This window comes from Pseudarthrobacter sulfonivorans (assembly GCF_031454915.1).
Classification (GTDB): domain Bacteria; phylum Actinomycetota; class Actinomycetes; order Actinomycetales; family Micrococcaceae; genus Arthrobacter; species Arthrobacter sulfonivorans_C.
Window position 1 is genome coordinate 149,833 of record NZ_JAVDRS010000008.1, and the last position, 26,070, is coordinate 175,902.

General features: G+C 63.8%; 19 protein-coding genes. 8 read left to right on the forward strand and 11 right to left on the reverse strand.

What is annotated here, in order from left to right:
• Positions 1-98: 98 nt before the first annotated feature.
• Positions 99-848, forward strand: coding sequence for an IclR family transcriptional regulator (locus tag J2808_RS17305; RefSeq protein ID WP_309819072.1), 750 nt, complete (start codon positions 99-101; stop codon positions 846-848).
• A 120-nt stretch (positions 849-968) separates the two neighbouring features.
• Entirely contained in the window at positions 969-2,159 is a 1,191-nt protein-coding gene (locus tag J2808_RS17310; RefSeq protein WP_309819074.1) for a 4-hydroxybenzoate 3-monooxygenase, read from the forward strand.
• A 41-nt stretch (positions 2,160-2,200) separates the two neighbouring features.
• Here J2808_RS17310 and J2808_RS17315 read toward each other — a convergent pair whose 3' ends face one another.
• The 3 genes from J2808_RS17315 to J2808_RS17325 form a co-directional block, all read right to left on the reverse strand.
• Positions 2,201-2,842, reverse strand: a complete 642-nt coding sequence (locus J2808_RS17315) for a thymidine kinase (RefSeq protein ID WP_309819076.1) — start codon at positions 2,840-2,842, stop codon at positions 2,201-2,203.
• 105 nt (positions 2,843-2,947) lie between these two features.
• The gene (locus tag J2808_RS17320; RefSeq protein WP_309819078.1) at positions 2,948-3,691 is read right to left on the reverse strand and encodes an IclR family transcriptional regulator; all 744 of its coding nucleotides are present in this window, start codon (positions 3,689-3,691) and stop codon (positions 2,948-2,950) included.
• Positions 3,688-5,160: an APC family permease gene (locus J2808_RS17325; protein WP_309819080.1), complete on the reverse strand. Its 1,473-nt coding sequence runs from the start codon at positions 5,158-5,160 to the stop codon at positions 3,688-3,690. The genes J2808_RS17320 and J2808_RS17325 overlap by 4 nt, the downstream gene beginning before the upstream one ends.
• Positions 5,161-5,765: 605 nt before the next feature.
• Between J2808_RS17325 and J2808_RS17330 the strand changes: the two genes are divergently transcribed.
• The 4 genes from J2808_RS17330 (at position 5,766) to J2808_RS17345 (ending at position 11,374) form a co-directional block, all read left to right on the forward strand.
• Positions 5,766-7,709, forward strand: a complete 1,944-nt coding sequence (locus J2808_RS17330; protein ID WP_309819082.1) for a primary-amine oxidase — start codon at positions 5,766-5,768, stop codon at positions 7,707-7,709.
• 201 nt (positions 7,710-7,910) lie between these two features.
• The gene (locus J2808_RS17335) at positions 7,911-9,413 is read left to right on the forward strand and encodes an APC family permease (RefSeq protein ID WP_309819084.1); all 1,503 of its coding nucleotides are present in this window, start codon (positions 7,911-7,913) and stop codon (positions 9,411-9,413) included.
• Positions 9,414-9,535: 122 nt separating this feature from the next.
• A complete protein-coding gene (locus tag J2808_RS17340; protein WP_309819086.1) occupies positions 9,536-10,186 on the forward strand; it encodes a DUF5134 domain-containing protein in 651 nt (216 codons plus the stop codon).
• Positions 10,187-10,192: 6 nt separating this feature from the next.
• Positions 10,193-11,374 carry a cation:proton antiporter gene (locus J2808_RS17345; RefSeq protein WP_309819087.1) on the forward strand — a complete coding sequence of 394 codons (1,182 nt, stop codon included), beginning with the start codon at positions 10,193-10,195 and terminating at the stop codon, positions 11,372-11,374.
• A 51-nt stretch (positions 11,375-11,425) separates the two neighbouring features.
• On the opposite strand, the gene J2808_RS17350 is transcribed toward J2808_RS17345, so the two are convergent.
• The 8 genes from J2808_RS17350 to purB form a co-directional block, all read right to left on the reverse strand.
• Complete coding sequence (locus J2808_RS17350; protein ID WP_309819089.1) at positions 11,426-13,255, reverse strand: ABC transporter permease; 1,830 nt, start codon at positions 13,253-13,255, stop codon at positions 11,426-11,428.
• Positions 13,252-14,319: an ABC transporter ATP-binding protein gene (locus tag J2808_RS17355; RefSeq protein ID WP_309819090.1), complete on the reverse strand. Its 1,068-nt coding sequence runs from the start codon at positions 14,317-14,319 to the stop codon at positions 13,252-13,254. Before J2808_RS17355 ends, J2808_RS17350 begins: the two co-directional genes overlap by 4 nt.
• Before the next feature lie 64 nt (positions 14,320-14,383).
• Complete coding sequence (locus J2808_RS17360) at positions 14,384-15,469, reverse strand: extracellular solute-binding protein (RefSeq protein ID WP_309819092.1); 1,086 nt, start codon at positions 15,467-15,469, stop codon at positions 14,384-14,386.
• A gap of 214 nt (positions 15,470-15,683) precedes the next feature.
• The gene (locus J2808_RS17365) at positions 15,684-16,118 is read right to left on the reverse strand and encodes an acyl-CoA thioesterase (RefSeq protein ID WP_164203965.1); all 435 of its coding nucleotides are present in this window, start codon (positions 16,116-16,118) and stop codon (positions 15,684-15,686) included.
• An 88-nt stretch (positions 16,119-16,206) separates the two neighbouring features.
• A complete protein-coding gene (locus J2808_RS17370; protein ID WP_309819095.1) occupies positions 16,207-16,710 on the reverse strand; it encodes a GNAT family N-acetyltransferase in 504 nt (167 codons plus the stop codon).
• 131 nt (positions 16,711-16,841) lie between these two features.
• Entirely contained in the window at positions 16,842-21,716 is a 4,875-nt protein-coding gene (locus J2808_RS17375; RefSeq protein WP_309819097.1) for an NAD-glutamate dehydrogenase, read from the reverse strand.
• Positions 21,717-21,827: 111 nt separating this feature from the next.
• Positions 21,828-22,499, reverse strand: a complete 672-nt coding sequence (locus J2808_RS17380) for a histidine phosphatase family protein (protein ID WP_309819099.1) — start codon at positions 22,497-22,499, stop codon at positions 21,828-21,830.
• Positions 22,500-22,627: 128 nt separating this feature from the next.
• Positions 22,628-24,070 carry an adenylosuccinate lyase gene (purB, locus tag J2808_RS17385; RefSeq protein ID WP_309819101.1) on the reverse strand — a complete coding sequence of 481 codons (1,443 nt, stop codon included), beginning with the start codon at positions 24,068-24,070 and terminating at the stop codon, positions 22,628-22,630.
• A 177-nt stretch (positions 24,071-24,247) separates the two neighbouring features.
• Here purB and J2808_RS17390 point away from each other — a divergent pair, with 177 nt between their 5' ends.
• Positions 24,248-24,571 (forward strand): hypothetical protein, encoded by a 324-nt coding sequence (locus J2808_RS17390; protein ID WP_309819102.1) that lies wholly within the window; start codon positions 24,248-24,250, stop codon positions 24,569-24,571.
• Positions 24,572-24,615: 44 nt separating this feature from the next.
• Positions 24,616-26,034, forward strand: coding sequence for a hypothetical protein (locus J2808_RS17395; protein WP_309819104.1), 1,419 nt, complete (start codon positions 24,616-24,618; stop codon positions 26,032-26,034).
• Positions 26,035-26,070: the final 36 nt, after the last annotated feature.

A 26,070-nucleotide genomic window follows, 5' to 3' on the forward strand; every position in this document is an offset into this window, starting at 1 on the left:
GCACAGCTCGCGTCGCGCGGCTGTGCAGCATTACTGAGAGTTCTATCACCCAGACGTGTAATCTAGGTCAAGTCCTCCCATTGAATGGAAGCTTGAACATGGCAAATTCCCTCTCCGGAGACTCGGTTGTGGACCGCGTAGTCCGTGTTATCTCCGCGTTTCCCGAGGGTTCCGGAAGCCTGCAGCTCTCCGAACTGGCCACCCGCTCAGGCCTGCCGCTCACTACGGCCCACCGGCTGGTCCGGCAGCTTGCGGCGCACGGGCTGCTGGAAACCGGCGGCGGCGGGACGGTCCGGCTGGGGTTGCGGCTGTGGGAACTGGTAAACCGGAACTCACCCACCCTGGCTTTGCGGCAGGCTGCCATGCCATTCATGGAGGACATCCAGCAGGTCCTCAACCAGAACGTAAACCTGGCGGTGCTGGACGGCTGGGAGGCCCTGTTCGTGGAACGGCTTTCCCGCCGTGGATCCGTGGCAAACCGGGCCCAGATCGCTGGCAGGATGCCGGTCCACGTCTCCTCCGCCGGCCTCGCCCTCATGGCGCACCAGAGCAAGGCGGTCCAGGGAGAATATCTGGCGCAGTTCGTGGATCCGGATGGAAAGGTGACGGCGGAAACCGTGCGGACGCTGCTTGCGGAGACCGCACACACCGGATTCGCCCAACTGGCCGGTGTAGTCGACCCGGACACGTGGGGCATTGCCGTCCCTGTGATCGACAGCCGGCAGCACACCGTGGCAGCCCTTGGTGTGGTGGTTCCCCTCCACGAGGTCCGGCTTCAGGCCCTGGTTCCAGCGCTGCAGACTGCCGCCCGCGGCGTCGCGCGCCGCCTGCGGGATTCGGCTCCCTAGCTACCTTCCGTTCAACGGAATTTGTATAACGCTGATCACAGTCTCAGGCGCACACTGTTAGCCAGTCCCACCTACCGGCCCGCCGCCAGCGCGGAGCCCCGCAGCGAAGCGAGAACTGTCATGGCACAACGCGAAGTCATCACCACCCAGGTGGCCATTATGGGCGCCGGTCCCGCCGGCCTGATGCTCTCCCATCTCCTGGCAAAGGCCGGCATCGAATCAACCGTGATCGAGGTCCGCAGCCATAAGGAGATTTCCGAAACTGTCCGGGCCGGAATCCTGGAACACGGCACAGTCAACCTCCTTGTGGATAGCGGAGTCTCGGACCGTGTGCTGCGCGACGGCGACCGGCACGACGGCATCGAGCTGCGGTTCAACGGTGAAAGCCACCGCATCGACTTCAAGGACCTCGTGGGCGAGTCCGTGTGGCTTTACCCGCAGACGGACGTTTTCTTGGACCTCGCCGCACGGCGGAAGGCCGACGGCGGCGACGTCCGTTACAGCGTCACGGACACCACCGTCCACGACCTCGAGGGTAAGCCGAAAATCTGGTTCACCGACTCGGACGGCGTTGAGTGCGAGATCCAGGCCGAGTTCCTGGTGGGTGCGGACGGTTCGCGCAGTTACTGCCGGCGGCAGGTGCCCGAGGCCTCGCGGACGCAGTATTTCCACGAATACCCCTTCGCCTGGTTCGGCATCCTGGCCGAAGCCCCGCGCAGCTCCGATGAGCTGATCTACGCCAATTCCGACAACGGGTTCGCCCTGATCAGCCAGCGGACCGAAACCGTCCAGCGGATGTACTTCCAGTGCGACCCCAAGGAAAACGTGGCCGAGTGGGACGATGAACGGATCTGGGCCGAGTTCCGCAGCCGGGTCAATGGCAACGGCTTTGAGTTGAAGGAGGGTCCGGTCATCGACAAGATGGTCCTGCCGTTCCGGAGCTTTGTGCACACCCCCATGCGGCACGGCAACCTGTTCCTGGCCGGCGACGCCGCCCACACGGTTCCCCCCACCGGCGCCAAGGGCCTGAACCTGGCCATCCAGGACGTCAAGGTGCTTTTTGAGGGACTGGAATCCTTCTACAGCAACGGTTCAACGGCGTTGCTGGACGGCTTCAGCGACCGCGCCCTCGAGCGTGTCTGGAAGGCGCAGCAGTTCTCCTACTGGATGACCACCATGCTGCACACCCCCACCGACGCCGACGACTTCACCCGCGCCCGCCAGCTCGGCGAACTCAACTCGGTGGTCTCGTCGAAGCACGGTATGGCCTACCTGGCCGAGGCGTACACCGGCTGGCCCGGCGCACACTAAGTCCGGGACGCTGAGCAGCAGGGGCGCAAAGCGACCGGAGGCTAGGCTTCCGGTCGTTTTGCGCCCAGCCGTCCTCCGGATACCTCGAGGTAGCAGGAACCGCAAAGAGATTCATACCAGACGTCCTGGCCGTCGATGGCGACCTGGTCGCCGTCGAACACTACCTCGTTGCCCACGCGCCGGGTGTTGAAAATGGCCTTGCGCCCGCAGCGGCAAATGGTCTTGAGCTCTTCCAGCGTGTGGGCGACCTCCATCAGCCGGCGTGAACCCGGGAACGCGTGCGTGAGGAAGTCGGTCCGGATGCCGTAGGCCAGCACCGGCACGTTGTCCAGGACGGCGATGCGGAACAGGTCGTCCACCTGGTCCGGGGTGAGAAACTGCGCTTCATCCACCAGCAGGCACGCCACCGGCTTCTGGTCCACGTGCTCCAGGAGGGCATTGGGGTCATCGCCGGCCGCATGGGCGGCGTAAAGGTCGCGCACGGACGTCTCGGGGGAGATCAGGAAGTCCACGGACCGGGTCATGCCCAGCCGGGACACAATGTCGGTATCGCCTTTGGTGTCCACATCGGGCTTGGCCAGCAGGACACGCTGGCCCCGCTCCTCGTAGTTGAAGGCGGCCTGCAGGAGCCCGGTGGACTTTCCCGAGTTCATGGCGCCGTAGCGGAAATAGAGCTTGGCCAAGGGGGTCCTTTCAATGAGTCCGGCTATCGATCCTATGCCGAATATCCCCCAGCCACGGCAGCAGGTCATGGGGCACCGCAGTGCCAGTGAATCCGCTCCAGGCAGTCAGAACAGGAGTGGTGCCAGCCGAGTGGTCAGTTCCCGGGCTGCTTCCGCGTGTTCGCAGATGGTGGTGAAACGTTCTGCGGGTCCGGTGAGGCAGAGTGCTGCGCCGACTGGCCCACCGGGCAGTCGGACTGGAAGGGCCAGGCTGGCGGATCCTGCTTCGAGTTCGTTGATTTCCGAGGCCTGGCCTGTGCGCCTTATTTCCGCCAGTTGCTCTTCCAGCCGGCCACTGTCGGTAATGGTGTGCTCTGTCAGCTTCACCAGCTGGCCGCCCGGAAGTGCGGAGGCCGCATCGCCCAGTTCAGCGAGCATCAACTTCCCTGCGGCGGAGGTGTGTGGATAGCGGAGCATCTCGAATGACGAGTGCAGCGGATAATCAGGGTCTTCATCGGCAACCCTGAGGGAAGCGCTCCTGAACATAAAAAGATGCACTGCGAATCGGTTTCCCCGCCGGAACTCTTCTATGACGGTGCGGGCCGCGGTGGGAACTGTTGGCGGGGTCGCCGCAGTCACCAGGCCTGAAATCGCGTGTCCGAGCGCGAATCCGCGGAGATCAGATGTGCGGACCAGATATTCGTCGCCGACAAGCGCATTCAATATCCGGTAGGCGGTGGCCGGAGGCATGCGCAGGGAGTCGGTGATCTCTTTCGCCGTTGTCCCGGTGCCGTACCGTGCCACGACCTCCAAGATCCTCAGTGAGTTGGATGCTGAGCCGGAACCGGAGTGTGAGGGCCTGTAGGTCATTTGATCGGCCCGCCATGGAACAGGTCTGATTCCCGGGTCTCGTCGTAGATCCCCACTGACGCCAGGCGCATGGGTAACCGGCGGTGAAGGAACATGGCGTAAATGACGCTGGCCAGGAGGACCCCGCCGTAGATGAGGGTCTGCAGGTTGCCTGTTCCAATCGATGTTGTCGCAGCCGTCCACAGCACCGCACAGAGGACAAAGGACGTCGCTGCTCCAAGGACCCAGCTGGCGTAAGTGTTCTCGCCGATCCTGCGCAGGAAAAAGGGCAGGGACGCGCTGGCCAGGACATAGGACCCAAGGTATCCGTAGGCGCCAAGCGTGAAGAGGTTGGCGAGGCCCTGCTCAGGACTTGCTCCGGAGATGACAATCGCGATGGGAACGATGGCAACAAGCGGCATCACGGCCAGGATCGCCGTCGAGGGTGTCCGAAAAACGTGATGTGTCCGGCCGACTGCCCGTGGGGCGACGCCTTCCCTGCCCATGCAGAAGAAAATTCGGGCCAGGGCGTTCACAGATGCGATGGCGCACGCAAACCACGATGCGGCGATTCCCAGGTCAAGGACTGCGGCGAACACCGGGGAGGTCTGGGAAAACAGGTCAGACAAGGGTGTGGAGCTGGCTGTTATGTCTGATGGTGCATCTCTGAGGGCTACGTCCTGGGCGGTCGCGGCAAGGAGGTAGAGCACGCCCGCCAGAATGGGGGTCCAGGTAATCGCCCGTGGCACGCTGACAAAGGGTTTCTGCGCCTCGCCTCCGAGTGTGGTTGGGCTTTCGAAGCCAACAAAGGCACTGACGGCCACCACGATTGCGATCGATAACGAATCAAAATGTCCGTTCCAGGCAAACACAGTCCCGAGATTGACGTTCGGCTCGTTGAAGGCGAAATAGACCACCATGAGGACGGCGAGGATACCAATTGAAATGGATTCCATTAACAGCGTGGCCCAAGCGGATAACTGGATCCCCCTGACCATAAGGAGACAGGCGCCGCCTGCGGCGGCAAGAATGACCAGCACCGTGACAACCTTGGCATCGGCCACCGGGATGCCCAGGTTGATGAACAGCTCAACGACATATGTGCCCACAGCCAACAGACTGGCCATGGCCACGAGGCCGTACCCGAAGATGGCCGACCAGCCGGCGGTAATTGCTGTCCGTTGGCCAAGCCCCTTGGCTGTGTAACTGTAGAGCCCGCTGACGGCAGCCATGCGCTGGGCCATCGGTCTCAGACAGAAGGCAACCAGGATCATGACTGCCATGGCCGCGCCGAATGTCAGCACAAGGTTCGGTCCGGCGGACCCAAAGACAAGACCCGGAAAGATCAGGGCCGGAATGACGGTCATGGCACCCGCGGGCGCCACGTTGGCTACTGACTGCGCGAAGACGGGCAGGAAGGAAAGCTTCCGGCGTCTCAGGCCCTCCACCGGCGAGCGGGGCGTGATGAAGCGATCACCGCGTGCAGACATGGGACCACCTTTCCCTCCGGCGTGCAGGCTCGTCTTTGATTTCGCGTGACACGGGTCACTGGCCTGAGGTGCAAAACATTAGCATTCCCTGCCCCGATGACGGGTGCGAACGCGTTTATGAATGTTTCCAGCATGTTAACTGCGGTGGGAAAATTCAGCCTCAAATTTCTCACGGGCCGGCACTCTCTGCCCGCTTCAGAATGTTTCCAACATGTTAACTGCGACGGGAAAATGCCGCGGTGAATTTCTCACGTAAATATGCACAAAAGCCTCGCCTGACCGAGTTGAATGACGTAGTTTTCTTACACAGACGGAATGCGAGTGATCCGCATCACGCCAGCAGGGCCCGGAGTAGAGCCCCGCTGACACTCTGGAAATAGAGGATGCCGATTGCAAGCGATCCCTTCTCCGGCCTCAGTCGGTTCGGGGAGGGTCTTTTAACGCAGCATCGTAGGCACGAAAGAATTAGCAGTTCTGGGAAATCGAAAGATTAACAGTTCTGATATTCCGTGGATGTTTTGTCCCTTATCCCGCGATGGCAATAAAACCAATGCTGGCTGCCAGCTATAAGAGCCGTCATTTTGATTAGAAACCAAGGAGAAACAATGACTCTCAACACTGAAATCCACACCGAGGTTGGGGTGGCGCACCCTCTCGATCCGCTCTCCCGTGAGGAGATTTCCCGGGCCGCCGCGATCCTGAAGGATGGCCCGGCCGCGGCCGAGTCGTTCCGCTTCATCAGTATTGAGCTGCGCGAGCCGGAGAAGGAACTGCTCCGGACCGGCGCCGCGACCCTCCGCGCAGCCGACGCGGTCCTGGTCAACCGGGCCGAGGGACGCTCCTACGAAGCGATCGTGGACCTGGACTCGGGCATCGTCTCCAAATGGACCCAGCTCGCCGCGAACATCCACCCCCCGTTCATGCTGGACGAATTCGCCGAGGGTGAAGAGAGCTGCCGGACCAACCCCGAGGTCCAGGCCGCCCTGGCCAAACGCGGCATCACCGACATGTCCCTGGTCTGCTTCGAACCCTGGTCCGTGGGCTACTTCGGCGAAGACAACGAGGGCCGGCGCCTGATGCGCGCCCTGGTCTTCGTCCGCGAGGAAGCCGACGACAGCCCCTACGCCCACCCGATCGAGAACTTCATCGTCATCGTGGACCTGAACTCCGGGGAAGTGGTCAAGGTCGAGGACGACCAGGCCATCCCCGTCCCGTCCGCGAGCGGGAACTACCTGCCCAAATACGTCGGCGAAGCCCGCACCGACCTCAAACCCATCGCCATCACCCAGCCCGAAGGCGCGTCCTTCACCGTCACCGGAAACCACGTCCAGTGGGCCGACTGGTCCTTCCGCGTCGGCTTCACCCCCCGCGAAGGCCTGGTCCTGCACCAGCTCAAATTCCGCAACAAAGGCGTCGAACGGCCCGTCATCAACCGCGCCTCACTCTCGGAAATGGTCGTCCCCTACGGAGACACCGCCCCCGTCCAGGCCAAGAAAAACGCCTTCGACTCCGGCGAATACAACATCGGCAACATGGCCAACTCCCTCAAACTCGGCTGCGACTGCCTCGGCGAAATCAAATACTTCGACGGCATCACCGCCGACAGCCACGGCAACCCGCTGACCATCGAGAACGCCATCTGCATGCACGAGGAAGACGACTCCATCCTCTGGAAGCACTTCGACTTCCGCGAAGGCACCGCCGAAACCCGCCGCTCCCGCAAACTCGTCATCTCCTTCATCGCCACCGTCGCGAACTACGAATACGCCTTCTACTGGCACCTCTTCCTCGACGGGTCCATCGAATTCCTCGTCAAGGCCACCGGCATCCTCTCCACCGCCGGCCAGAAACCCGGCGAAAAGAGCCCCTACGGCCAGACCCTGAACAACGACGGACTCTACGCCCCCATCCACCAGCACATGTTCAACGTCCGCATGGACTTCGAAATCGACGGACCCACCAACGCCGTCTACGAAGTCGACATGGAAATCCCCGACCACAACCCCACCCACACCGCGTTCATGGCCGTGGACCGGCTCCTGGAAACCGAACAGGCCGCCATCCGCAAAACCGACTCCGCCAAACACCGCTTCTGGAAAATCGCCAACCGCGACAGCAAAAACCTCGTCAACGAACCCGTCGCCTACCGCCTGATCCCCACCGACGGCATCCAACTCGCCGCCGGCGACGAATCCTACGTCAGCAAACGCGCCCAGTTCGCCCGCAACAACCTCTGGGTCACCGCCTACGACCGCACCGAACGCTTCGCCGCCGGCGAATTCCCCAACCAGGCCACCGGCGCCGACGACGGCCTGCACATCTGGACCCAAAAAAACCGGAACATCGTCGACCAGGACCTCGTCGTCTGGTACACCTTCGGCATGCACCACGTCGTCCGCCTCGAAGACTGGCCCATCATGCCCCGCCAAAACATCGGCTTCATGCTCGAACCCCACGGCTTCTTCGACCAAAACCCAACCCTCAACCTCCCCAGCAACGACAACCGAACCGAAACAACCAACACCGCAACCTGCTGCACCACCGACTGACAATCTTTAACTGAGTCCGCGGGAGCGCGGGGATTCGTCACGGCGCTCCTGCGGACTCGTCTCGCCACAAGGGCGAAATCCTCTCGGACCTTCCTACGTGCTTGGACGTTCGCGCATCGGGGTCCGTCCCATACTCACTGGCCGCCAAAGGCGTCCAGGCAGTAAAGATCACACGACGTTCAGTTCATCAAAGGAGATGTTATGAGTGAAAATCGTTTGGATGAAGCGGATCACCTGAAAAGGTCGATTAACTGGAAGCAGGGTGCGGCCATCGCATTGGGTGTTCCCATGCTGATTCTGCCCTCGTTGGGCTACCTGCCGATGTATGTGTCCGCCGCAGCAATTCTTATCTGGGGAATATCCGTTCTTCAAGGGTTTATGCAGAACGCCGCGTATGCCGAGATGGCCACCACCTTTCCCAAGGCCTCTGGTCTGCCAGGCTTCGCGCAGCACGTCTTCCGCACCGAGAACTACAAAGGCAAGTACGACAGAGGCAAACTGATCGGCGGCTTTACCGCCTGGAGCTACTGGTTTGGCTGGAACCCGATCCTGGCGATCTTCGCCATCACGGCCGGCAGTTACCTGCATGGCCTGTTCCCGGTGCTGGGCGAGACATTCACCGAGTATCAGCTGGCCTTGATCTCAGGACTGGTGATCTTCACCGGGTTGTTCATCGTGAACTGGTTCGGCCTCAAGGACGGCGCCATCCTGGGCTACATCCTGGCGGCCATATCCCTGATACCGCTGGTCATCCTGGCCGTGGCACCCTTTGCTACCGGACACGTTGAGCTGACCAACATCACCGGCAACTGGTGGCCGGCTGACTGGGCCTGGGACATGCACCACATCCTGATGCTCTTCGGCATCTTTGGCATCGCCCAGTGGAGTGCCTGCGCCTGGGAAACGGCAGCCATCTACGGCCCCGAATACAAGAAACCGTCCAAGGATCTCCCCAAAGCGCTGCTTGCCTGCGGCATCATCTGCTTCGCTTTGTATGTCCTGCTGCAGGCTGCAGTTATCGGCGTGCTGGGTGTCGAGGGTGTCCAGGCCGAGTCTGTCTCGCCCCTGATCCCCGTGGCCCAGGCCGTCTTCGGCCAAGCCGGTTCAGTCATCACCATCATCATGCTGATCGCCGCCATGATCCTCATCATCCAAACGGCCTACCTGGGTTCCTCCCGAGCCATGCACTCCATGTCGACGGAGGGCAACCTGCCCAAAGTCTTCGGCAAAACCAACCGCCACGGGACCCCGTTCATTGCCATGCTGGTGATCGGAGCCTTCAACCTGGTGCTGATCTCCATGGGAAACGCTGCGGCAATTCTTGCCGCGTCAGCAATTGGTTACACCTGCGCCAACGGCATCAGCCTGTTCGCATACGTCAAAGCCGCAAGGCATCCGGCCTTCGCAAACCTGGAACGGCCCTTCAAAGCGCCCAAGGGCTGGAAACATGTCGCCATGATCTTTGGCCTCTTCAATGTGCCCCTGTGTGTGGTTGGCGTGGTGTACCTCAACAGCCTGGAAATCGGCTGGACCTCAACCTGGGTTGGCTTCCTCGTATTGGCGCTCTACCTGCCCATCTGGCTGTATTCCCAGCATGAATCGCGGCGCGCGAAATCCGAGGCAGCCACTGCTCCCGAGTCGGATCACGCTGTCGAGGATCGGGATCGGGATCGGGATCGGGAAAAGGTCCTGGACCTTACCTAAACGGAACCGGCAACCTAAGGCTTCCCGCCTGCTGTCACAGTCATGTCCCCGGTGCGGTCGATAGCCGCACCGGGGACATGACCCGCATCTAACCCAAACCCAGTAGTGAGAGTGTGATCCGCGTGTTCAATGTCCCCGCAATTACCTGGACCCTCACGGCCGTCCTGCTGCTTAGCGGAAGCTATCACTTCCTGCAGGCGACAAAGTCCCACCAGCTCACGGACCGGGTAAACAATATTCTTCATGCCCTCATGAACATCCTGATGGCGGCCATGTTGTGGAACCTCGTGCCCTCGACCATGCTGGCCCAGATTGCTGTCCTCGCCGGCGCGGCACTGTGGTTTGTCATTCAGGCGGTCGCCCGGCCGGAGTTCAAAATGCTCTGCGCGGGCAGCCAAGGCAGGCTAAAGTGCGTCTACCACAGCCTCAGCATGGCCGGCGCTGCTGTCATGGTCGCAATGATGGGCCTGGCCACCACCGGACACGCTCCGGCAGGGGCATTACCAATGGCGCACGCCCATCACTCGATGACCCCGGCAGCCCCCAGCACGGCTGCAGCAACCCTTGGTCACTCACCAGGACTGGCGATCGTGCTGACACTGTTATTCGGAGCCGCGGCCGTGGTTTTCATTCTCCTTGTGCTGCGTTTCGGGGCAGCAAAAACCAGTCACCGCCATGGCACGGCGTCAGGGCGCTCCGCCCGCACAGCGCATGGGCTCGAAGCCATCGGTGCCGCCGTCATGGCCCTCATGTTTGCCACCATGTTGGCATGAGCCGCCATGAACCCGCTAGCGTTGAGCCTCATTGAGCTGGGAGCCGTTGTGTTCTCCCTCGGCCTGTTGGCCAGGCTGGCGGGAAAGATTGGAATGTCACCTATCCCGCTGTATCTCTTGGGCGGCCTCGCCTTTGGCACTGGCGGGATTGTTGAGCTCGAAGGCATGGCGGACTTTTCGCATCTTTTTGGGGAAATCGGCGTCATCCTGTTGTTGTTTATGCTCGGGCTGGAATACACGGCTTCGGAGCTTTTCACCGGACTGCGGAGATCGTGGCAAGCCGGTCTCCTTGACCTCATCCTGAACTTCCTGCCGGGGGCAGCGCTTGCCCTTTTTCTGGGTTGGGGGATCGTGGGCGCCATGGTGATGGGCGGCGTCACCTATATCTCCTCGTCGGGCATCGCGGCGAAGGTGATCAATGATTTGGGCTGGCTAGGCAACCGCGAAACCCGTGTGGTGATCTCGCTCCTTGTGTTTGAAGACCTGACTATGGCGGTATATCTTCCCGTCCTCACCACCATTCTTGCCGGCGTCAGTTTCCTCGGCGGGCTCACAACCGTGGGCATCGCGCTGGCTGTCGTGAGCCTGGTCCTTCTGGTTGTACTCCGCCACGGACACCATGTGTCAAAGGCTGTCCACAGCGAAAACTCAGAGGTGTTCCTCCTGAACGTCCTGGGCGCGGCGCTGCTTGTAGCCGGCGTGGCATCAGCCATGCAAGTGTCAGCGGCAGTGGGGGCCTTTTTGCTCGGCATCGCGATCTCCGGCGTCACCTCACACAATGCCACGCGCATCCTGGCACCGCTGCGGGACCTCTTTGCCGCGATCTTCTTTGTGGCGTTCGGGCTGAACACTGATCCTGCTTCCATTCCGCCAGTGCTTGGCTGGGCCCTCGTCCTCGCTTTTATCACCGCGGCCACCAAGATGGTTACCGGTTTCTGGGCAGCGAAGCGGGTGGGCATTGCCCGCCCTGGCCGTCTCCGTGCCGGAGCCGCGCTTATAGCCCGCGGGGAATTCTCGATCGTCATCTCCGGACTGGCAGTGGCATCCGGTGCCGTCAACCAAGAACTGGCGGCCATGGCTACTGCCTATGTGCTGGTCATGGCCGTTGTGGGCCCGTTGGCCGCTCGCTACGTCGAACAGGTGGTGGAAATCGTGCTGCCGCCAGAAGATGTCGTTGCGAAAGTCTAGACAGCTGTGCCCAGGAAGTGCAGATGGCAGTTGGCTTTTGCCTAGGATTCCTTAGCGCGATGGAGCCGATGGCGCCTTGGTGGCCGGCACTTCAGCGAGGGAACGAGCTGCAGCAGGTGCGGCTAAGGCGGGGAGCGCACGGACGCCCTTGCCTTTCGAACCGCCCGTGCCTTTCGCACGGCGCCGGCTGGTCCGCCCGTAGACCAAATACATGGTCAGCCCCGTGATGATCATCAGCAGCACGGTGTAAACAAACGTGTTCGCCACGCCCTGCACGCCTTCTGCGCCGTCGGTGTTCGCTTTGATCACCAGTCCCAGCGGCTGGACCAGCGGGTGCGCCAGGAAGATCGCGGTGTCGTAGTCATCCAGCATGCTGTTAAAGTTCAAAGCGGCGATGGCTGCGGCGGCAGGTAACACCAGGGGCAGCAGGATACGCCGGAACACATAGAGGGTCCGCGCGCCCATGATGGCGGCGGCTTCCTCCAACGAGGAATTGACCGACGCGAACGAAGCCTTGAGCATGCGCAGCGTGAAGGGGATCTTGACCGTCACGAACGCAATCAGCAGGATCACCGTGGTGCCGGTCAGGACGGCGCCGCCCACCAGGGGGTTGGGGTGGTCGTAGCTGATGATGAGCCCCAGGGCCAGCAGGGCTGAGGGCAGGATCCAGGGGATGTGGAGAAGGTACTCGAAAAGGGAGCTGACCCAGTTCCGGTATTTCTGCAGGAGGCGGGCCACGAACAGGAGGCCGCCCACGGCAATCACCGCGGCGAGTGCACTGTAGATGACGCTGATAATGAAAGGCCGCAGGCCGGACTCCTGCGTCAGCACGCGGACGTAGTTGTCCAGGGTCAGGCTGCCCAGCGAGAGCTGCCCGGTCTGGATGGCTGCTCCGTCAGCGAAGGAATAGAGCACGATCAGCAGTACGGGCAGGCTGTACACCGCGAACAGCAGATAAGCGATCACGTGCACGGCGGCGTTGGCTGCCCGGTTGGTGATCTGCTGCTTCTGCAGGGCTGACGAGACTTTAGACACCGAGAAGTAGGTGCCGCCCTTCTCCAGCCGGGTCATCACGGCCAGCATCAGGATGGTGGCCACGCCCAGGATAACGGCCAGCAACGCCGCCAGGTCCCGCGAGGTGGGGCTGTTGGTGAAGGTCAGGATCATTGGCGTGATGGTCTGGAAATCGCGGCCCCCCAGTACCTGCGGAGCGCTGAGTGCGCCCAGCCCGGTCAGGAAGGACAGGATGGTGACGGCGAACAGCGTGGGCTTGAGCATGGGCAGGACCACCCTGCGCAGGATGGTCCAGGTGGAAGCCCCCAGGTTTTTGGCGGCCTCGATGGTCTGGTAGTCCACGCCCTTGAGGGCATTGGCAACGAAAAGCATGTGGTTGGTGGTGGTGGCGAACGTCATCACCACCAGGACCGCGAAGAAACCGGAGAACCACGCCGCATCCATGCCGGGAAAGACCTTGAGCAGCAGGGACGTGACAATGCCCTTATCCCCATAGATGAATTTGTACCCCGCCGCCAGCACGATGCCGCCGTAGATGAACGTGGAGGCGTACCCCAGGAACAGAATCCTGGAACCCCGGATCTTGAAGTAGTGCGTGACCAGCACAATGAAGATGCCCACCACGTTCACCGTGATGGACAGCGCCACAGCGAGCAGGAAGCTGTTGCCCAGGGACTTCATGGCGCGCTGGGAGGAGAAAAGTTTCTCCGCGGCGCGTCCCGAGAAGCTGCCGTCCGGGAAGAACGTGGCGATCAGGACGTTCAGGTTCGGCCACACCAGGAATGCGGCGATAAACCAGGTGAGGACCGTTCCCACGATCAGGATGAACGGGGAGCGGAGCATGCTTTTCGCGGAGGTCCCGCTCATGGCAGGGCCACCGCTTGCTCCCGCCTGTCCAGGGCCTTGCCGGTGTCCGGGTGGTACTGCAGTACGTGTCCCGGCTGGACGTAGACGGTGGTTTCCGCTCCGGCCTCCGGGTGGGCGGCGCCGTCTTCCTTAACCAGCAGGCGGAGGTCCGCGCCGTGGCTCCGCACAATGTAGCGGCTGTGGAGGCCGTGGTAGGTTCGCGAAACTACCTGTCCGGAAAGCCCGACGGCGGTGCCTCCGTTGGCGGGCTGCGTCAGTGATGCTTTTTCCACGCGGAGGTAGGAGTTGGCGGCGGGGCTGAGGCCCGCGCCGGAGAGCCTGTTGAGCTCAGCGACGAACTCCGGGGTCAGCGGCGAACTGTCACCGATGAAGTTGCAGACAAATTCCGTGGCAGCGTCGTCGTAAATGGACTGCGGCGTCCCCACCTGCTCCACCACGCCCTTGTTGAAGACGGCCACCCGGTCGCTCATGGCCAGGGCCTCATCCTGATCGTGCGTGACATACACGGTGGTGATGCCGAACTCGCTCTGCAGGTCTTTAAGCTGCTGCCGGAGTTGGTGCCGGAGCTTGGCATCAAGGTTGGACAGCGGTTCATCCAGCAGGAGGATCTTGGGCCGCAGCACCAGCGCCCGGGCCACGGCCACGCGCTGCTGCTGGCCGCCGGAGAGTTCCGCCACGTTCTTGTGCAGCTGCTCATCGCTGAGCTCCACCCGGCGCGCGATGTCGCGCACCAGGCGGTCACTCTCAGCAGACTTTTCCTTGCGGACCCGCAGTCCGAACGCGATGTTCTCCCAGACGCTCATGCTGGGGAACAGGGCATAGTTCTGGAACACCATGCCCACTTGCCTCTTGTCACTTGGAAGCCGGGTGACGTTCTTCCCGTCCACATGGACTGTGCCCGCAGATGGTTCGATGAAACCCGCCAACGTGCGCAACGCCGTCGTTTTACCGCACCCTGAAGGGCCAAGCAGCGTGAAGAACTCGCCGGGTTTGACGTGCAGGTCAAGGTTCGGGATGGCGACGAAATCGCCGAAGCTAACTTCGATGTTGTCTAGGCGGATCATGGGTACCTGTCTGAGGGAAGCCGGCTGGCCCGGCAGCGGTGCGGGGACGAGGCGGTAGGTGAGCCTACTGCATGTATTCGAGCTCGATCTTCTCCACCCAGGCGCCCATGTTCTCCTGGACGAATTGCCAGTCGATGTCCTGCTGCTTCACGCTCGCGAAGAACTCCAGCACGTCAGGGTTGGCCTGCTCTGCCGCTACCTTGTTGACCGGCATCGAGTTGAACTTCTTGGCGAAGGCAGCCTGCACGTCCGCGCTGCCGAACCAGTCGATGAACTTCAGTGCCTCGGCCTTCTTGTCCGTCCCCTTCACCAGGGCGATTTGCTCAACAGCGAGTGGAACACCGACCGAGGGAACCACCGTTTCGGCGTTGACCTTGAATGACTTTTCACGCTCGGCAATGATCGAGGACGGCATCTGGCCCATGTCCACTTCGCCCGAAGCTATCCGTGCGAAAAGGTCGGTCTTGGCCACGGCGGGGCTGCCGTTCTGGAAGTACTGCTCCACCTGCTTCCAGCCCTCGTCGGAGATGCCAAGGTCACCGGAATCGTCCTTGTAGCGGGAGAGGATGCCGGCGAAAACCAACTGCGCTGTTGCGGTTCCCAGCCCGGTAACCCGCTCGTAGCGGGACTTGAATTCGTCCTTGGTCCAGAGATCCGTCCAGTCCTTGGGCGCGGCGTCGGCGCTGAACTTGTCCGAGTTGTAGCCGAGGAGGATGGCCTGCTTCACCAGCGGCCAGTACGCCTTGCCATCGCCGGTGTCTCCCACTGCCGTGTCCACTTCGCCGGCCCACGCCGGCTCGAAGGCCTCAATGGCACCGGCGGCCTTGATCTGGGCGAAGTACATGTTGTTCAGTCCGAAGGCGACATCGGCGATGGGATTGTTCTTCTCCGCGATGAGCTTGTTCGTGGCGTCTGCGCCGCCGGCTCCCACCACCTCGACCTTGAAGCCGGCTTTAGTGGCCTCCGCGGTCAGCCAATCGCCGCGTCCCTCGCCATTGGAGTTCGTGTAGACCACCAGGGTTTCGCCGGAAGGAACAGTTGACGTGGAGGAGGGCGCCTCGGACGCCGCCGGGGTTGCAGTGCCGGCGCCGCAGCCGGCCAACAGGGTGGCGGCGACGGCGGCTGCCATCAAAGTCTGGAATTTACGCACGATCAGGACTCATTTCTGGACTTGGCTCGGAGCATGGTCCGGCAAGCCTATAGCTGGACTCGACGGTTGGGGGCGATTGAATCTATCGATTCGATAAACAGCCCGGCTGTCGAGTCTGGTCCCATTGCCGGAACATTCAGGGCACGGTGCGTAAACGCGCGGTGAACGTTGCAGGGAAGGGGGGGCGGGTCCCAGAAGTCGGGTGCCGCCGTCGTCAGTCCTGGTTGAGCGTCTCGGTGAGGTGGTGCGTCGGAATCCTGTCCCGGTCGTAGGTGATTTCGGTGTAGCCGTGCGGCTCGGGCTGGCCGGAGGGGCTGAGGTTCACAAAGACGATCTGCTCAATCGTGAGGATGCTCTGGCGCGTGATCATGTTGCGGACTTCGGCCCGCATGGTCAGCGACGTGCGGCCGAAGCGCGTGGCCGTCAGCCCCATCTCGATCAGGTCGCCCTGGACGGCAGAGCTGACGAAGTTGATTTCCGAGATGTATTTGGTCACCGCGCGCCCGTTGCCGAGCTGGAGGATGGCGTAAATGGCCGCTTCCTCGTCGATCCACTTCAGCAGGCTGCCGCCGAACAGGGTGCCGTTGGCATTAAGGTCCTCGGGCCGGACCCATTTGCGTGTCCGGAAGGTGATGTCTGCTGATTCCATAGGGCGAGGTTAGCCCACCGTGCCGGACGCTGCGCAGTGGCGGGCGCCGTGTGACGCGGCGCCGGCCTGGTGTCCGTCCCGGTTCGGTTCAGGCCATGGCCGTGTGGGCGGCGCTGTGCGAGTCGATCAGCTTCGCATAACAGTACGAGTGCTCCATGCCGATGTAGGCGCCAAAGTTGGGCACTGGTTCAAACCCGGAGTTCTCGTAGAAGTTCCGGCCATCGGGCTGGGCTGAGCCTGCTTCGGCCTTGATCCTCGTGATCCCCTGCTTGTGGGCCTCGGCTTCGAGGGCGGCCAGGATGGAGCTGGCAACGCCCGAGCCGCGCGTGTACGGGAGCACGTAAAGCCGCTTGATTTCCGCCGTAGTGTCGTCCAAAAGCCTGAGTCCGCCGCAGCCCACGGGCTGGCCGGAGCCTTTGTCGTACGCCACGAGGAAAACAGCGCAATCAGCGCCCGACGGCGGGGTCCCGGGTTCGTGGTCCGGCGTACCAAAGCGGGCGTCCAGTTCGGCCTGCTGGGCACTCCGCAGATCGGCGCCAACAGGGTTGGCCCAGGTCACGGCCCTGATGTTGAGACGGGGGTTGGTCTGCATGACTGCCTCGATTCGCCGAAGGGTTATGCCTGATAAGCCTAAGAGGGCAGGGTTACCGCGGTGTTTCCTCCGCGTAAGCGCCCAGATAACACTGGGCCAAGCGCCCAGGGAACGGCCGGCGGTGCAAGGCGTTACTGGCGCACCAGGGTCCGCAGGAGCTTGAGCGCCACGGAGATCGACGCGATGTCTACCTGGCCGGGGCCGGTGACCTCGGCGAACGTATCCTTGATGCGTGCCAGTTGCTCCTGATGGCCGCGTTCCCACGCCACGATCCGTTCCACGGCATCCGCTCCGGGCGGGGTGTCCGTCTGCATTACCGAAACGGTCATATCCGCTACGGCCGAATAGACGTCGTCCCGCAGGGACGCACGGGCGAGGGTTTCCCAGCGGCTTTGGCGCGGCAGATCGGTGATGCGCAGGAGCAGGCCCGCGGCGTCAATCCGTTGGAAGACCGTGTAATACAGGTCGGTGATGGTGGTGAGCGGCTCGTGCACCTGTTCGGACACGAGGGAAATGTCCAGCAGCCCGAAGCTTTCCAGCAGGTCGGAGGCACGCACGGCCACGTCCTCCGGCAGTCCCCCGCTGTTCCAGTGCGCGAGGCGGTTCTGCACGCGGTCGATGTCGGAGCCGCGCAGGTAGTCAGAGGTCTTGGTGCGGAGCAGGTCAAGGGTGGGCATGATCCTGCCCAAGGCAGTGGCGATCGGCTGGTCGCGGTGGTCATGGGTCACGTACCAGCGCGTAGCCCGGTCGAGGACGCGGCGCATGTGGATGGCAATCTCGGCCGCCAGCTCACTGGGCACGTCCGGCGGCAGCGCGGCGAGCCGGTCCATGATGGAGGTCAGGCCGAAAGCCTCGCGGGCCACCACGAAGGCCCGCGCCACCGCGGCTGCCGTGGCTGTGGTTTCTTCCTTCGCACGGAAGGCAAAGGTGATGCCGCCGAGGTTGATGATGTCGTTGGCCACTACGGTGCAGATGATCTGGCGGCGCAATGGGTGGGAGTCCAGCTCGGATGCGAAACGTTCGGACAGCTGGTGGGGGAAGTAGCCGCGCAGGGTCGCTTTGAACCACGGGTCGTCGGCCAGGTCGCTGGCCGTGAGCTCCTTGGCGAGCTCGATCTTTGCGTAGCCGGCCAGCACGGCCAGCTCGGGCGAGGTCAACCCCTTGCCTGCCTTTAGCCGTTCGTTGAGCTGGTCCGTGCCGGGCAGTGCCTCCTGCTCCCTGTCCAGGTCGGAGGCCTTTTCAAGCCAGTCCATGGTCCGTTCGAACCCGGGGCTCCATTCCAGTACCAGGTGCCTGTCATTGAGCAGGAGGACATTCTGGTCAGCGTTGTTGGCCAGCACCAGCCGGGATACTTCGCCCGTCAGCGAGTGCAGGAATGCGCCGCGTTCCGTGGCCGCCATGCGCTGCGCGGCGATCATCCGGTCCACAAAGATCTTGATGTTGACCTCGTGGTCCGAGCAGTCCACTCCGGCGGAGTTGTCGATCGCGTCCGTGTTCAACAGGGTTCCGCCCAGGGCGGCCTCGATCCGGCCGTGCTGGGTGATGCCGAGGTTGCCGCCCTCCACGATCACCCGGGCACGCACCTGGTTGCCGTCAACCCTGATGGGATCGTTGGCTTTGTCGCCCACATCGGGGTTTCGCTCGAAGGCTGCCTTGATGTAGGTCCCGATCCCGCCGTTGTACAGGAGGTCCACCGGAGCCCGGAGGATGGCCTGCAGGAGCGCATGCGGCGGCATGACGGTTGTTCCCGCCGGCAGGGCAAGGCACGTCCGGACCTGATCGGTGATGGCAATGGCCTTCGCGGCGCGGGAATGGACGCCACCACCCTCGCTGATCAGCGACGAATCATAGTCGGCCCAGGCTGAACGCGGCAGGGCAAAGAGCCGCTGGCGCTCCCGGAAGGAGGCTCCGGCGTCGGGAGCGGGATCGAGGAAGATGTGCCGGTGGTCAAACGCCGCCACGAGCCTGATGTGGGGTGAGAGCAGCATGCCGTTGCCGAAGACGTCCCCGCTCATGTCCCCGATGCCGGCGACCGTGAAATCCTGCGCCTGGGGATCCTTGCCCAGCGCGCGGAAATGCTGCCTGACGGACTCCCAGGCGCCGCGGGCCGTGATGCCCATCTTTTTGTGGTCATAGCCCACCGAGCCGCCGGATGCGAAGGCGTCGCCGAGCCAGAAGCCGTACTCGGCAGCAACGGCATTCGCGGTGTCGGAGAACGCCGCAGTGCCCTTGTCCGCTGCCACCACGAGGTAATAGTCGTCCTCATCGTGGCGCACCACCAAGGGTGGCGGCACCACTTTTCCCCCGGCCGGCGAGACCACGAGGTTGTCCGTGAGGTCCAGCAGCCCGCGGATGAAGATCCGGTAGCACTCGGTTCCTTCCGCGAACCAGCCGGCCCGGTCCACCGTTGGATCGGGCAGCCGCTTGGGATAAAAACCACCTTTGGCGCCGGTGGGGACAATAACGGAGTTCTTCAGGTTCTGGGCTTTGACCAGGCCCAGGACCTCGGTCCGGAAATCCTCGCTCCGTTCCGACCACCGCAGGCCGCCGCGGGCCAGTTCGCCGAAGCGCAGGTGGGCGCCTTCCACCCGGGGCGAGTAGACCCAGATCTCGAACTTCGGCCGGGGAAACGGTGCGTTGGCGATGGCCGCCGGGGTGAGCTTGAAGCTCAGGTGCGGCTTGTCCTGGAAGTAGTTGGTGCGGAGCGTGGATTCGATCAGGTTCATGAAGGTGCGCAGCAGCCGGTCGGCGTCGAGGACCGGGACTGCCTCGATGGCGGCCAGGAGTTCGGTGCGCGCTGCGGCCGTTTCGCGGAACCGGGCAGGCGCGTCCAGGGCGGGATCAAACTTCGCATGGAACAGGGCCAGGAGAGCGTGGGTTGCCCGGACATTTGCCTTGAGGGTATCGGCCATAAATCCGTAGGACGTGGTGGTGCCCAACTGCTGCAGGTACTTGGCATAACTGCGCAGGAGGGCCGCCCGCCGCCAGCCAACTCCTTCCGTGATGACCAGGGCGTCGATGGCATCCGACTCGATGTCCCCGCGCATCGCGGCGCGGAAGGCCTCGGCCAGCAGCCCGCTGCTGGCTTCGGGATCCACCCCGGCCGGATATTTCACGTTGAGGTCGTACAGGTACAGGCTCTGGCCTGTTGCGCGGTGAATTTCGAACGGCCTCTGGTCTACTACCTCCAGGCCCAGGTTGTGCAGGAACGGCAGGATGTGGCTGAGGCTCCGCGGACGGGTCAGGTAGAGGCGGATCCTGGCTTCGGCAGGCAGTTCCGCGGCGCCCTTCGGCCGGGAGACTGCCAGCATCGGGTCGTCGTACGGCCGGCCCCCGGTGCCGTCCAGGTCGAAGGCCTCGAAGCTGGTGACGTCATGGAGCGCGTCCTCCGGCCGGTAGTCCGCACGGTAGGCGGGCGGAAATGCGTCGGACCACAGGCGCGAGATCCGGGCGGCCTCCGCGGCAGGAAAACGGTCGCGGATCAGTTCGTCAAGGCCCTCGGTCCAGGAACGTGTGGCGGCGATCAGGTCCTGCTCCAGGCGGGCAGGGTCAACGGTGGCAGGGTCGACAGTGGAAGGGCCGACGACGGCGGGCCCGCCGCCTGCGCTGAGGTCGCTTCCTGCGGGGGTGCTTTCCCGGGCGGTACCGTCCCGGCCGGGGGTTTTTGCCGTCCTGAGCCGGAAGAAGATCCTGGCCATGGGGGATTCGGAGAGCCGCACCTCGAATTCGATGGAGGTGGGGTGGAAGGCTTGCGTGAACACCTGCTCCATCTGCAGCCGGACGGCGGTGCTGTACCGTTTGCGCGGAAAGAAAACGAGCGCCAGCACGAATTTGCCCAAATTATCCGAACGGAGGAACACCCGGGTCTGGCGGAACTGCTCGGCCCGCATGATTTCCTGTGCCAGCCGGCTGAGTTCCGGCACGTCAACCTGGAACAGTTCGTCGCGGGGGATGGCCTCCAGGACCGCCAAAAGGTCCTTTGCCTGCTGCGAGTCCGGTCCGGCGCCGAGCTGGTCCCGGACCGCGATCAGCTTTTCCCTGATTACCGGAATCCGCCGCACGGATTGGTGCTCGGCACTGGGGGTGAAGAGCCCCAGAAAGCGCCGTTCCCCTGCAAGTTGGCCGCTCGGGTCGAAGGACTGGAGCCGTATTTCGTCCAGGAACGATGCCCGGAGGACGGTGGAGCGAAGATCCGAGGTGGCCAGCTTGAGAACCTGCGGACCCGGGAGCCCAGGTTCCGCGGTGCCTGGGTCCGTCCCGCGCAGCAGGCCCAGCCCGGAACCCGGGCGGGCGGTGAGCAGATCCCGGCCGGCCGCCGTCGTCAGTTCATGCTCGCTGTAGCCCAGGAACACAAAGTTGCCGGCCGCCAGCCAGCCGAGCAGGTCGCGGAGCTGCTGGGCTGTTGGGACGGCGCCGGGCCGTAGGTTATCCGCCGCGGCTATGGCGTCGGACAACTTGGCGTGGATGGCCTCCTGATCCCGGGCTGCCGCGCGCACGTCTGCAACCACGCTATGCAGGCGCCGGGTCAGCTCCGCTGCTGCCCCGGAATCGGCGAGCCTGCCGATTTCCATGCCCACCCAGACCTCGGGCGTTTCGCCATCAGGAGCCGCGATACCCGGCAGGAATCCTTCCCGCACGTGACCCGGATGAACCCCCTGCAAGGCATGCGTTGCGGGGTCGCGGTGGACCAGGAACGTCGGATGGACCAGGAGGCGGATGGGGGTGTCTTCACGGGTGAGCTCCGCGGTCACCGACTGGACCAGGTACGGCAGGTCCTCGGCCACCACCGCCACCACGCTGGTGTCCAGTTCGTCCAGGATCCCGACGGCGGCCTGTCCGGGAGGGCGCCGGGCGGCAAGTTCCAGATGGTGGGCGGCCCGGGTCCGGAGGGTTTCGGGGTCGTAATTGTGCAGGTCCTCGGCGGCTACATGGGCATAGTATGCCGCGAGGAAATCCCCGTCCGGCTCCACCGAACCGGCCTTAGCCTGCCCCGATGTCCGTGCCATGCAAGTGCGCCTCCACCGCGCGGGAGGCTCCCGGGATTCCGGTCCCCGCGCCTACCCTTCATCATGGCCGGATGAGGCGGGGCCGTCCAGTACCAGGAGCGCCGGTGCGGACTACTGTGCATCCCCCATGGGGTCTTCGGCCGTCGGATCCGCCAGGGCGAGGCCGCCGATGGGGCTGCCGTCCCAGTGGATCAGCTTCCAGCCGGCGTCGGGGTCACCTTCCACGGCCACGATGCCCGTGTTGGCCAGGATGTGCCGGGCTACAAAATCGGCGTCGGCGTCGGCGGCGCGCAGGCCCGTCCAGGTGCGGATTGCGGCGCCGTGGCTGACCACGGCGGCAACGACGGAGTCTCCGTCGCGGGAGGCCCGTTCGGCAATCCGGGCGATGTCGGCGTCGTACCGTTCAAAGAATTCGTGGCCGTCCGGACCGGCGGGCATCCTGCGGTCCAGGTCGCCTGCCGCCCACGCGAACACCGTGCCCATATAGCGCTTATGCGATTCGTGGTCCGTGAGCTTTTCCAGCGCCCCGGCCTCGATTTCGTGCAGGCCCTCCAGCACGTCGATTTCAAGGTTCTGCAGCCTGGACAGCGGGGCCGCGGTGATCTGGGTCCGCACCAGCGTGGACGCGTAGAGGGCGCTGATCTGCTCGTTGGCCAGGGACCGTGCCATGGCCTCAGCCTGCCGTTCTCCCAGTTCCGTGAGCCCCGGCCCCGGGTGGGCGGTGTCCAACTGGCCGAGTACGTTGCCGGGGGTTTGTCCGTGGCGGATGAGGAGCAGCTTCATGACTCCAGTTTCGCACTCCACATGGGCCGTACCGCCCAAGGCCGCGGCCGGCGCAACCGGAAACGGCGGCGCCGGGTCCTCATGAGCCCGGCGCCGCCGTCGTACTTCTCTTGGTGTTGGAACACGTCCTACTTGAGGTGGTCCACCAGCTGGTCCGCGATGCCGGTGTACTTGCCGGGCGTGAGGGCGAGCAGCCGCGCCTCGGCGTCGGCGGAGAGGCCCAGGCTCTGGACGAATTCCTGCATGCGGGCGCCGTCCACGCGCTGGCCGCGCGTAAGGTCCTTGAGCCGTTCGTAGGGGTTCTCCATGCCTTCGACGCCGGCGATCGCTTCGGCGCGCATGACCATCTGGATAGCCTCGCCCAGGACTTCCCAGTTGGTGTCGAGGTCGCCGGCGAGGACGTCTTCGGCGACGTCCAGCCGGTCCAGGCCCTTGGCCACGTTGGAGATGGCGAGCAGGGAGTGGCCGAATGCCACGCCGATGTTGCGCTGGCTGGAGGAGTCCGTGAGGTCGCGCTGCCAGCGGGAGGTGACCAGGGTGGAGCCGAGCACGTCCAGGAGGCCCGAGGAGATTTCCAGGTTGGCCTCGGCGTTTTCGAAGCGGATCGGGTTGACCTTGTGCGGCATCGTGGAGGATCCCGTGGCCCCTGCAACGGGGATCTGGGCAAAGTAACCGATGGAGATGTAGCTCCATATGTCCGTGCAGACGTTGTGTAGGATCCGGTTGAACCGGGCGACGTCGGCGTACAGCTCGGCCTGCCAGTCGTGGCTTTCGATCTGGGTGGTCAGCGGGTTCCAGGCCAGGCCCAGGCTCTCGACGAAGGACTTGGCGACGTGCTGCCAGTCGGCGCCCGGGACGGAGGCGACGTGGGCGGCGTACGTGCCGGTGGCGCCGTTGATCTTGCCCAGGTATTCGGTCTTGGCGATCCGGTCCAGCTGGCGGGTCAGGCGGTGCGCGATGACGGCCAGTTCCTTGCCCAGCGTGGTGGGGGTGGCGGGCTGGCCGTGGGTGCGGGACAGCATGGGAACCGCGCGGTTGTCCTCGGCCATCTTGCTGATCTGGGCCACCAGGGCGCGGGCGGCGGGCAGCCACACGTCCTCCACAGCACCCTTGACACCGAGGGCATAGGAGAGGTTGTTGATGTCCTCGGACGTGCAGCCGAAGTGGACCATGGCGGTCAGGTGTCCGATGCCGATGGCGGGGAGGCGGCGGCCGATGTAGTACTCCACGGCCTTGACGTCGTGGACCGTGACGGCTTCGATTTCGGCCAGTTCAGAGACGGACGCGGCGTTGAATTCCGTGACGATGGCGCGGAGCTGGTCCTGCTGCTCCTGGGTCAGCGGGCCGGCGCCCGGGAGGACGTTGTTGCTGGTCAGGTGGATGAGCCATTCGACTTCCACCGCCACGCGGTCACGGTTGAGCGCCGCCTCGGAGAGGTAGTCAACGAGGGGTCCGACGGCGGACTGGTAGCGGCCGTCCAGCGGGCCCAGGGCGATCGGCTCCGGTGACGCGGCGAGGGCCAGGCGTCCGGAGGGCGTGCGGGTATCAGCTGGGGCGGCAGTTTCAGGCATGTGCTGATTCTTTCACGAACTCCAGCCGCGGCTTAAGCGGCAGGTTCCGTGTGACTTATCCACATGGCCGACGGCGGCGCTTCCTTCGGGAGGACGGCTTTCCGTAGCGTCGGGGTCCAGTGGTGCTGCATCACGTGATGCAGCAGGCAGGACAAATGCACCGGGCAAGGGGGATGCATGAGCATTGATTCGATGGCGGCTGATCTGGCGGCGCAGATGCAGCGCGGCTATGAGCTTCAGAACCTGGCAGCGCGGGCTGCCGTGTGCTGTGGACGGGTGGAAAGGGTGATGGCCAGTTTTCGGGAGATTCAGCTGCTGGATTGGCAGTCGCCCGCCGGACGGGCGTACCGGAATTCAGTTGCCCTCCAAGAGGTAGCGCTAGGCAGGGCGCGCGCCGTTCTTGAGGATGCGGTGGCAGTGCTGAACCGCCACGCACAGGACGTTGCCTCCGCCCCGGCCACTGCGGCCACTCCGGCGGGACCGTTCCCATGGCTGAGGTGACGCCCTCTGGCAGCGGCGGACCCATAGAGCTGAGGGGCCCTGCTATGGATGGGGGCCTGGAAATACGGGGCGGCATCGGCGGCATCACGTGCCAGCTAGAGGAACTGGTGGGCGGCGCGGAGAAGCTGGATGCCCTGGCCGAGGAGCTGGTGGACGTGGAAGCTGAGCTGCAGCGTATCCAGAATGGCCTGGGGCCCTACCAGTTCAGTCAAACGCCCGCGTGGACAGAGGCCGTGTCCACCATGACTCGTTCCCGTACGGGCGTCCAGGTTGTCCGCACAGAACTGCAGGCAATCGGCAGTCAGGTTCTCGCGAGCAAACGGTATTACGAGAATGCGGAGGCTTGGGCGGGCATCGCGCGCGGTCTGGGCGGCGGCCTGACCAGCACCGAAACCATGATGCGGCAGGCTGGAGACTTGGGGCTGGGCTTCGTTCCCAACAGGGAAGTCACCGAGCTCGTCGCTGGCCCACTGGCGATGGCCGCCCTGTTGGCCGTCTCGCGGGAGCGCTTCTTCATCGCGCTTGGCGTGGACTTGGCGGCCGGGAGGCACATTGCAGCGGCCGTTCCCCTGCTCACCGGTGTGCTGGGCCGTTCCACCCGCAACCTCCAGCCGCGCCCTGTCACCGTCGATCAAAAGGAGTCACTGCCCATTGAATTCGATGGCTCGCCGGCCGCCCTCCTGGAACGGGCCCGCATCATCGGTCAGCGAGGCGAGGGCTACGTTGAGGTGATCGAAGTGGATAACGCGGGACAGAAGGCCTACGTGGTGGTCATTCCCGGCACGCAGGCCGGCGGTGACCTGGGCGGGGCCAACCCCTTCGATGAAGCGGGCATCACGGAAGGGTTGGGTCACCGTTCCGTTGAAGTAAACGCGGCCGTACTGGAGGCTCTGCGGGCCGCCGGCGCTGAGAAAGGGGCGCCCGTCGTGGCCGTCGGCTACAGCCAAGGTGGAATCCATGCCATGAACCTCGCCGCCGACGAACTGTTCCTCAACGATTACGACGTGAAGTATGTTCTGACGGCTGGCTCGCCGGTCGGCGGGATCGTTCCAGCCGCAGGCGTCTCGTCCCTACATCTGGAGCACAGGCAGGATTGGGTTCCCGGAACTGACGGAACACCGAACCCGGACGCCAGGCAACGGGTCACAGTGACGCTCACCGGCCCGGTCACCACACCCGGTGGCGGCGAATTCGGTATTGGCCCGGGGCATCGGCTCAGCAACTACACCGGCGGCGCCCGGCTCGTCGCAGAGAGCGATGATCCCTCCCTTGTGGCGTCAACTGCCGTCCTTGCCGGCGTGCTGGGAGCAGGCGGCACGGCAACGGCAACACGCTTCGCCCTGGCGCGGACCCCGGCCGAGACGGCGAGTGCGCCCGGGCCAAGGCTGCAGCCCACGCAGCGGCCTTTACCGCAAAAGCCTGAGGCGGACCGGCAGGTGACATCCGGGAAAATGCAGGGTTGAGCGGCTGCGCTGAGCAGCGGGCCGGGCTGGCCGGGG

Bases quoted from the DNA above. Each gene is read 5' to 3' on its own strand.
- J2808_RS17305 (WP_309819072.1), top strand. From the start codon at position 99: ATGGCAAATTCCCTCTCCGGAGACTCGGTTGTGGACCGCGTAGTCCGT.
- J2808_RS17310 (WP_309819074.1), top strand. From the start codon at position 969: ATGGCACAACGCGAAGTCATCACCACCCAGGTGGCCATTATGGGCGCC.
- J2808_RS17320 (WP_309819078.1), bottom strand. From the start codon at position 3,691: ATGACCTACAGGCCCTCACACTCCGGTTCCGGCTCAGCATCCAACTCA.
- J2808_RS17325 (WP_309819080.1), bottom strand. From the start codon at position 5,160: ATGTCTGCACGCGGTGATCGCTTCATCACGCCCCGCTCGCCGGTGGAG.
- J2808_RS17330 (WP_309819082.1), top strand. From the start codon at position 5,766: ATGACTCTCAACACTGAAATCCACACCGAGGTTGGGGTGGCGCACCCT.
- J2808_RS17335 (WP_309819084.1), top strand. From the start codon at position 7,911: ATGAGTGAAAATCGTTTGGATGAAGCGGATCACCTGAAAAGGTCGATT.
- J2808_RS17345 (WP_309819087.1), top strand. From the start codon at position 10,193: ATGAACCCGCTAGCGTTGAGCCTCATTGAGCTGGGAGCCGTTGTGTTC.
- J2808_RS17350 (WP_309819089.1), bottom strand. From the start codon at position 13,255: ATGAGCGGGACCTCCGCGAAAAGCATGCTCCGCTCCCCGTTCATCCTG.
- J2808_RS17355 (WP_309819090.1), bottom strand. From the start codon at position 14,319: ATGATCCGCCTAGACAACATCGAAGTTAGCTTCGGCGATTTCGTCGCC.
- J2808_RS17365 (WP_164203965.1), bottom strand. From the start codon at position 16,118: ATGGAATCAGCAGACATCACCTTCCGGACACGCAAATGGGTCCGGCCC.
- J2808_RS17370 (WP_309819095.1), bottom strand. From the start codon at position 16,710: ATGCAGACCAACCCCCGTCTCAACATCAGGGCCGTGACCTGGGCCAAC.
- J2808_RS17375 (WP_309819097.1), bottom strand. From the start codon at position 21,716: ATGGCACGGACATCGGGGCAGGCTAAGGCCGGTTCGGTGGAGCCGGAC.
- J2808_RS17380 (WP_309819099.1), bottom strand. From the start codon at position 22,499: ATGAAGCTGCTCCTCATCCGCCACGGACAAACCCCCGGCAACGTACTC.
- purB (WP_309819101.1), bottom strand. From the start codon at position 24,070: ATGCCTGAAACTGCCGCCCCAGCTGATACCCGCACGCCCTCCGGACGC.
- J2808_RS17390 (WP_309819102.1), top strand. From the start codon at position 24,248: ATGAGCATTGATTCGATGGCGGCTGATCTGGCGGCGCAGATGCAGCGC.
- J2808_RS17395 (WP_309819104.1), top strand. From the start codon at position 24,616: ATGGATGGGGGCCTGGAAATACGGGGCGGCATCGGCGGCATCACGTGC.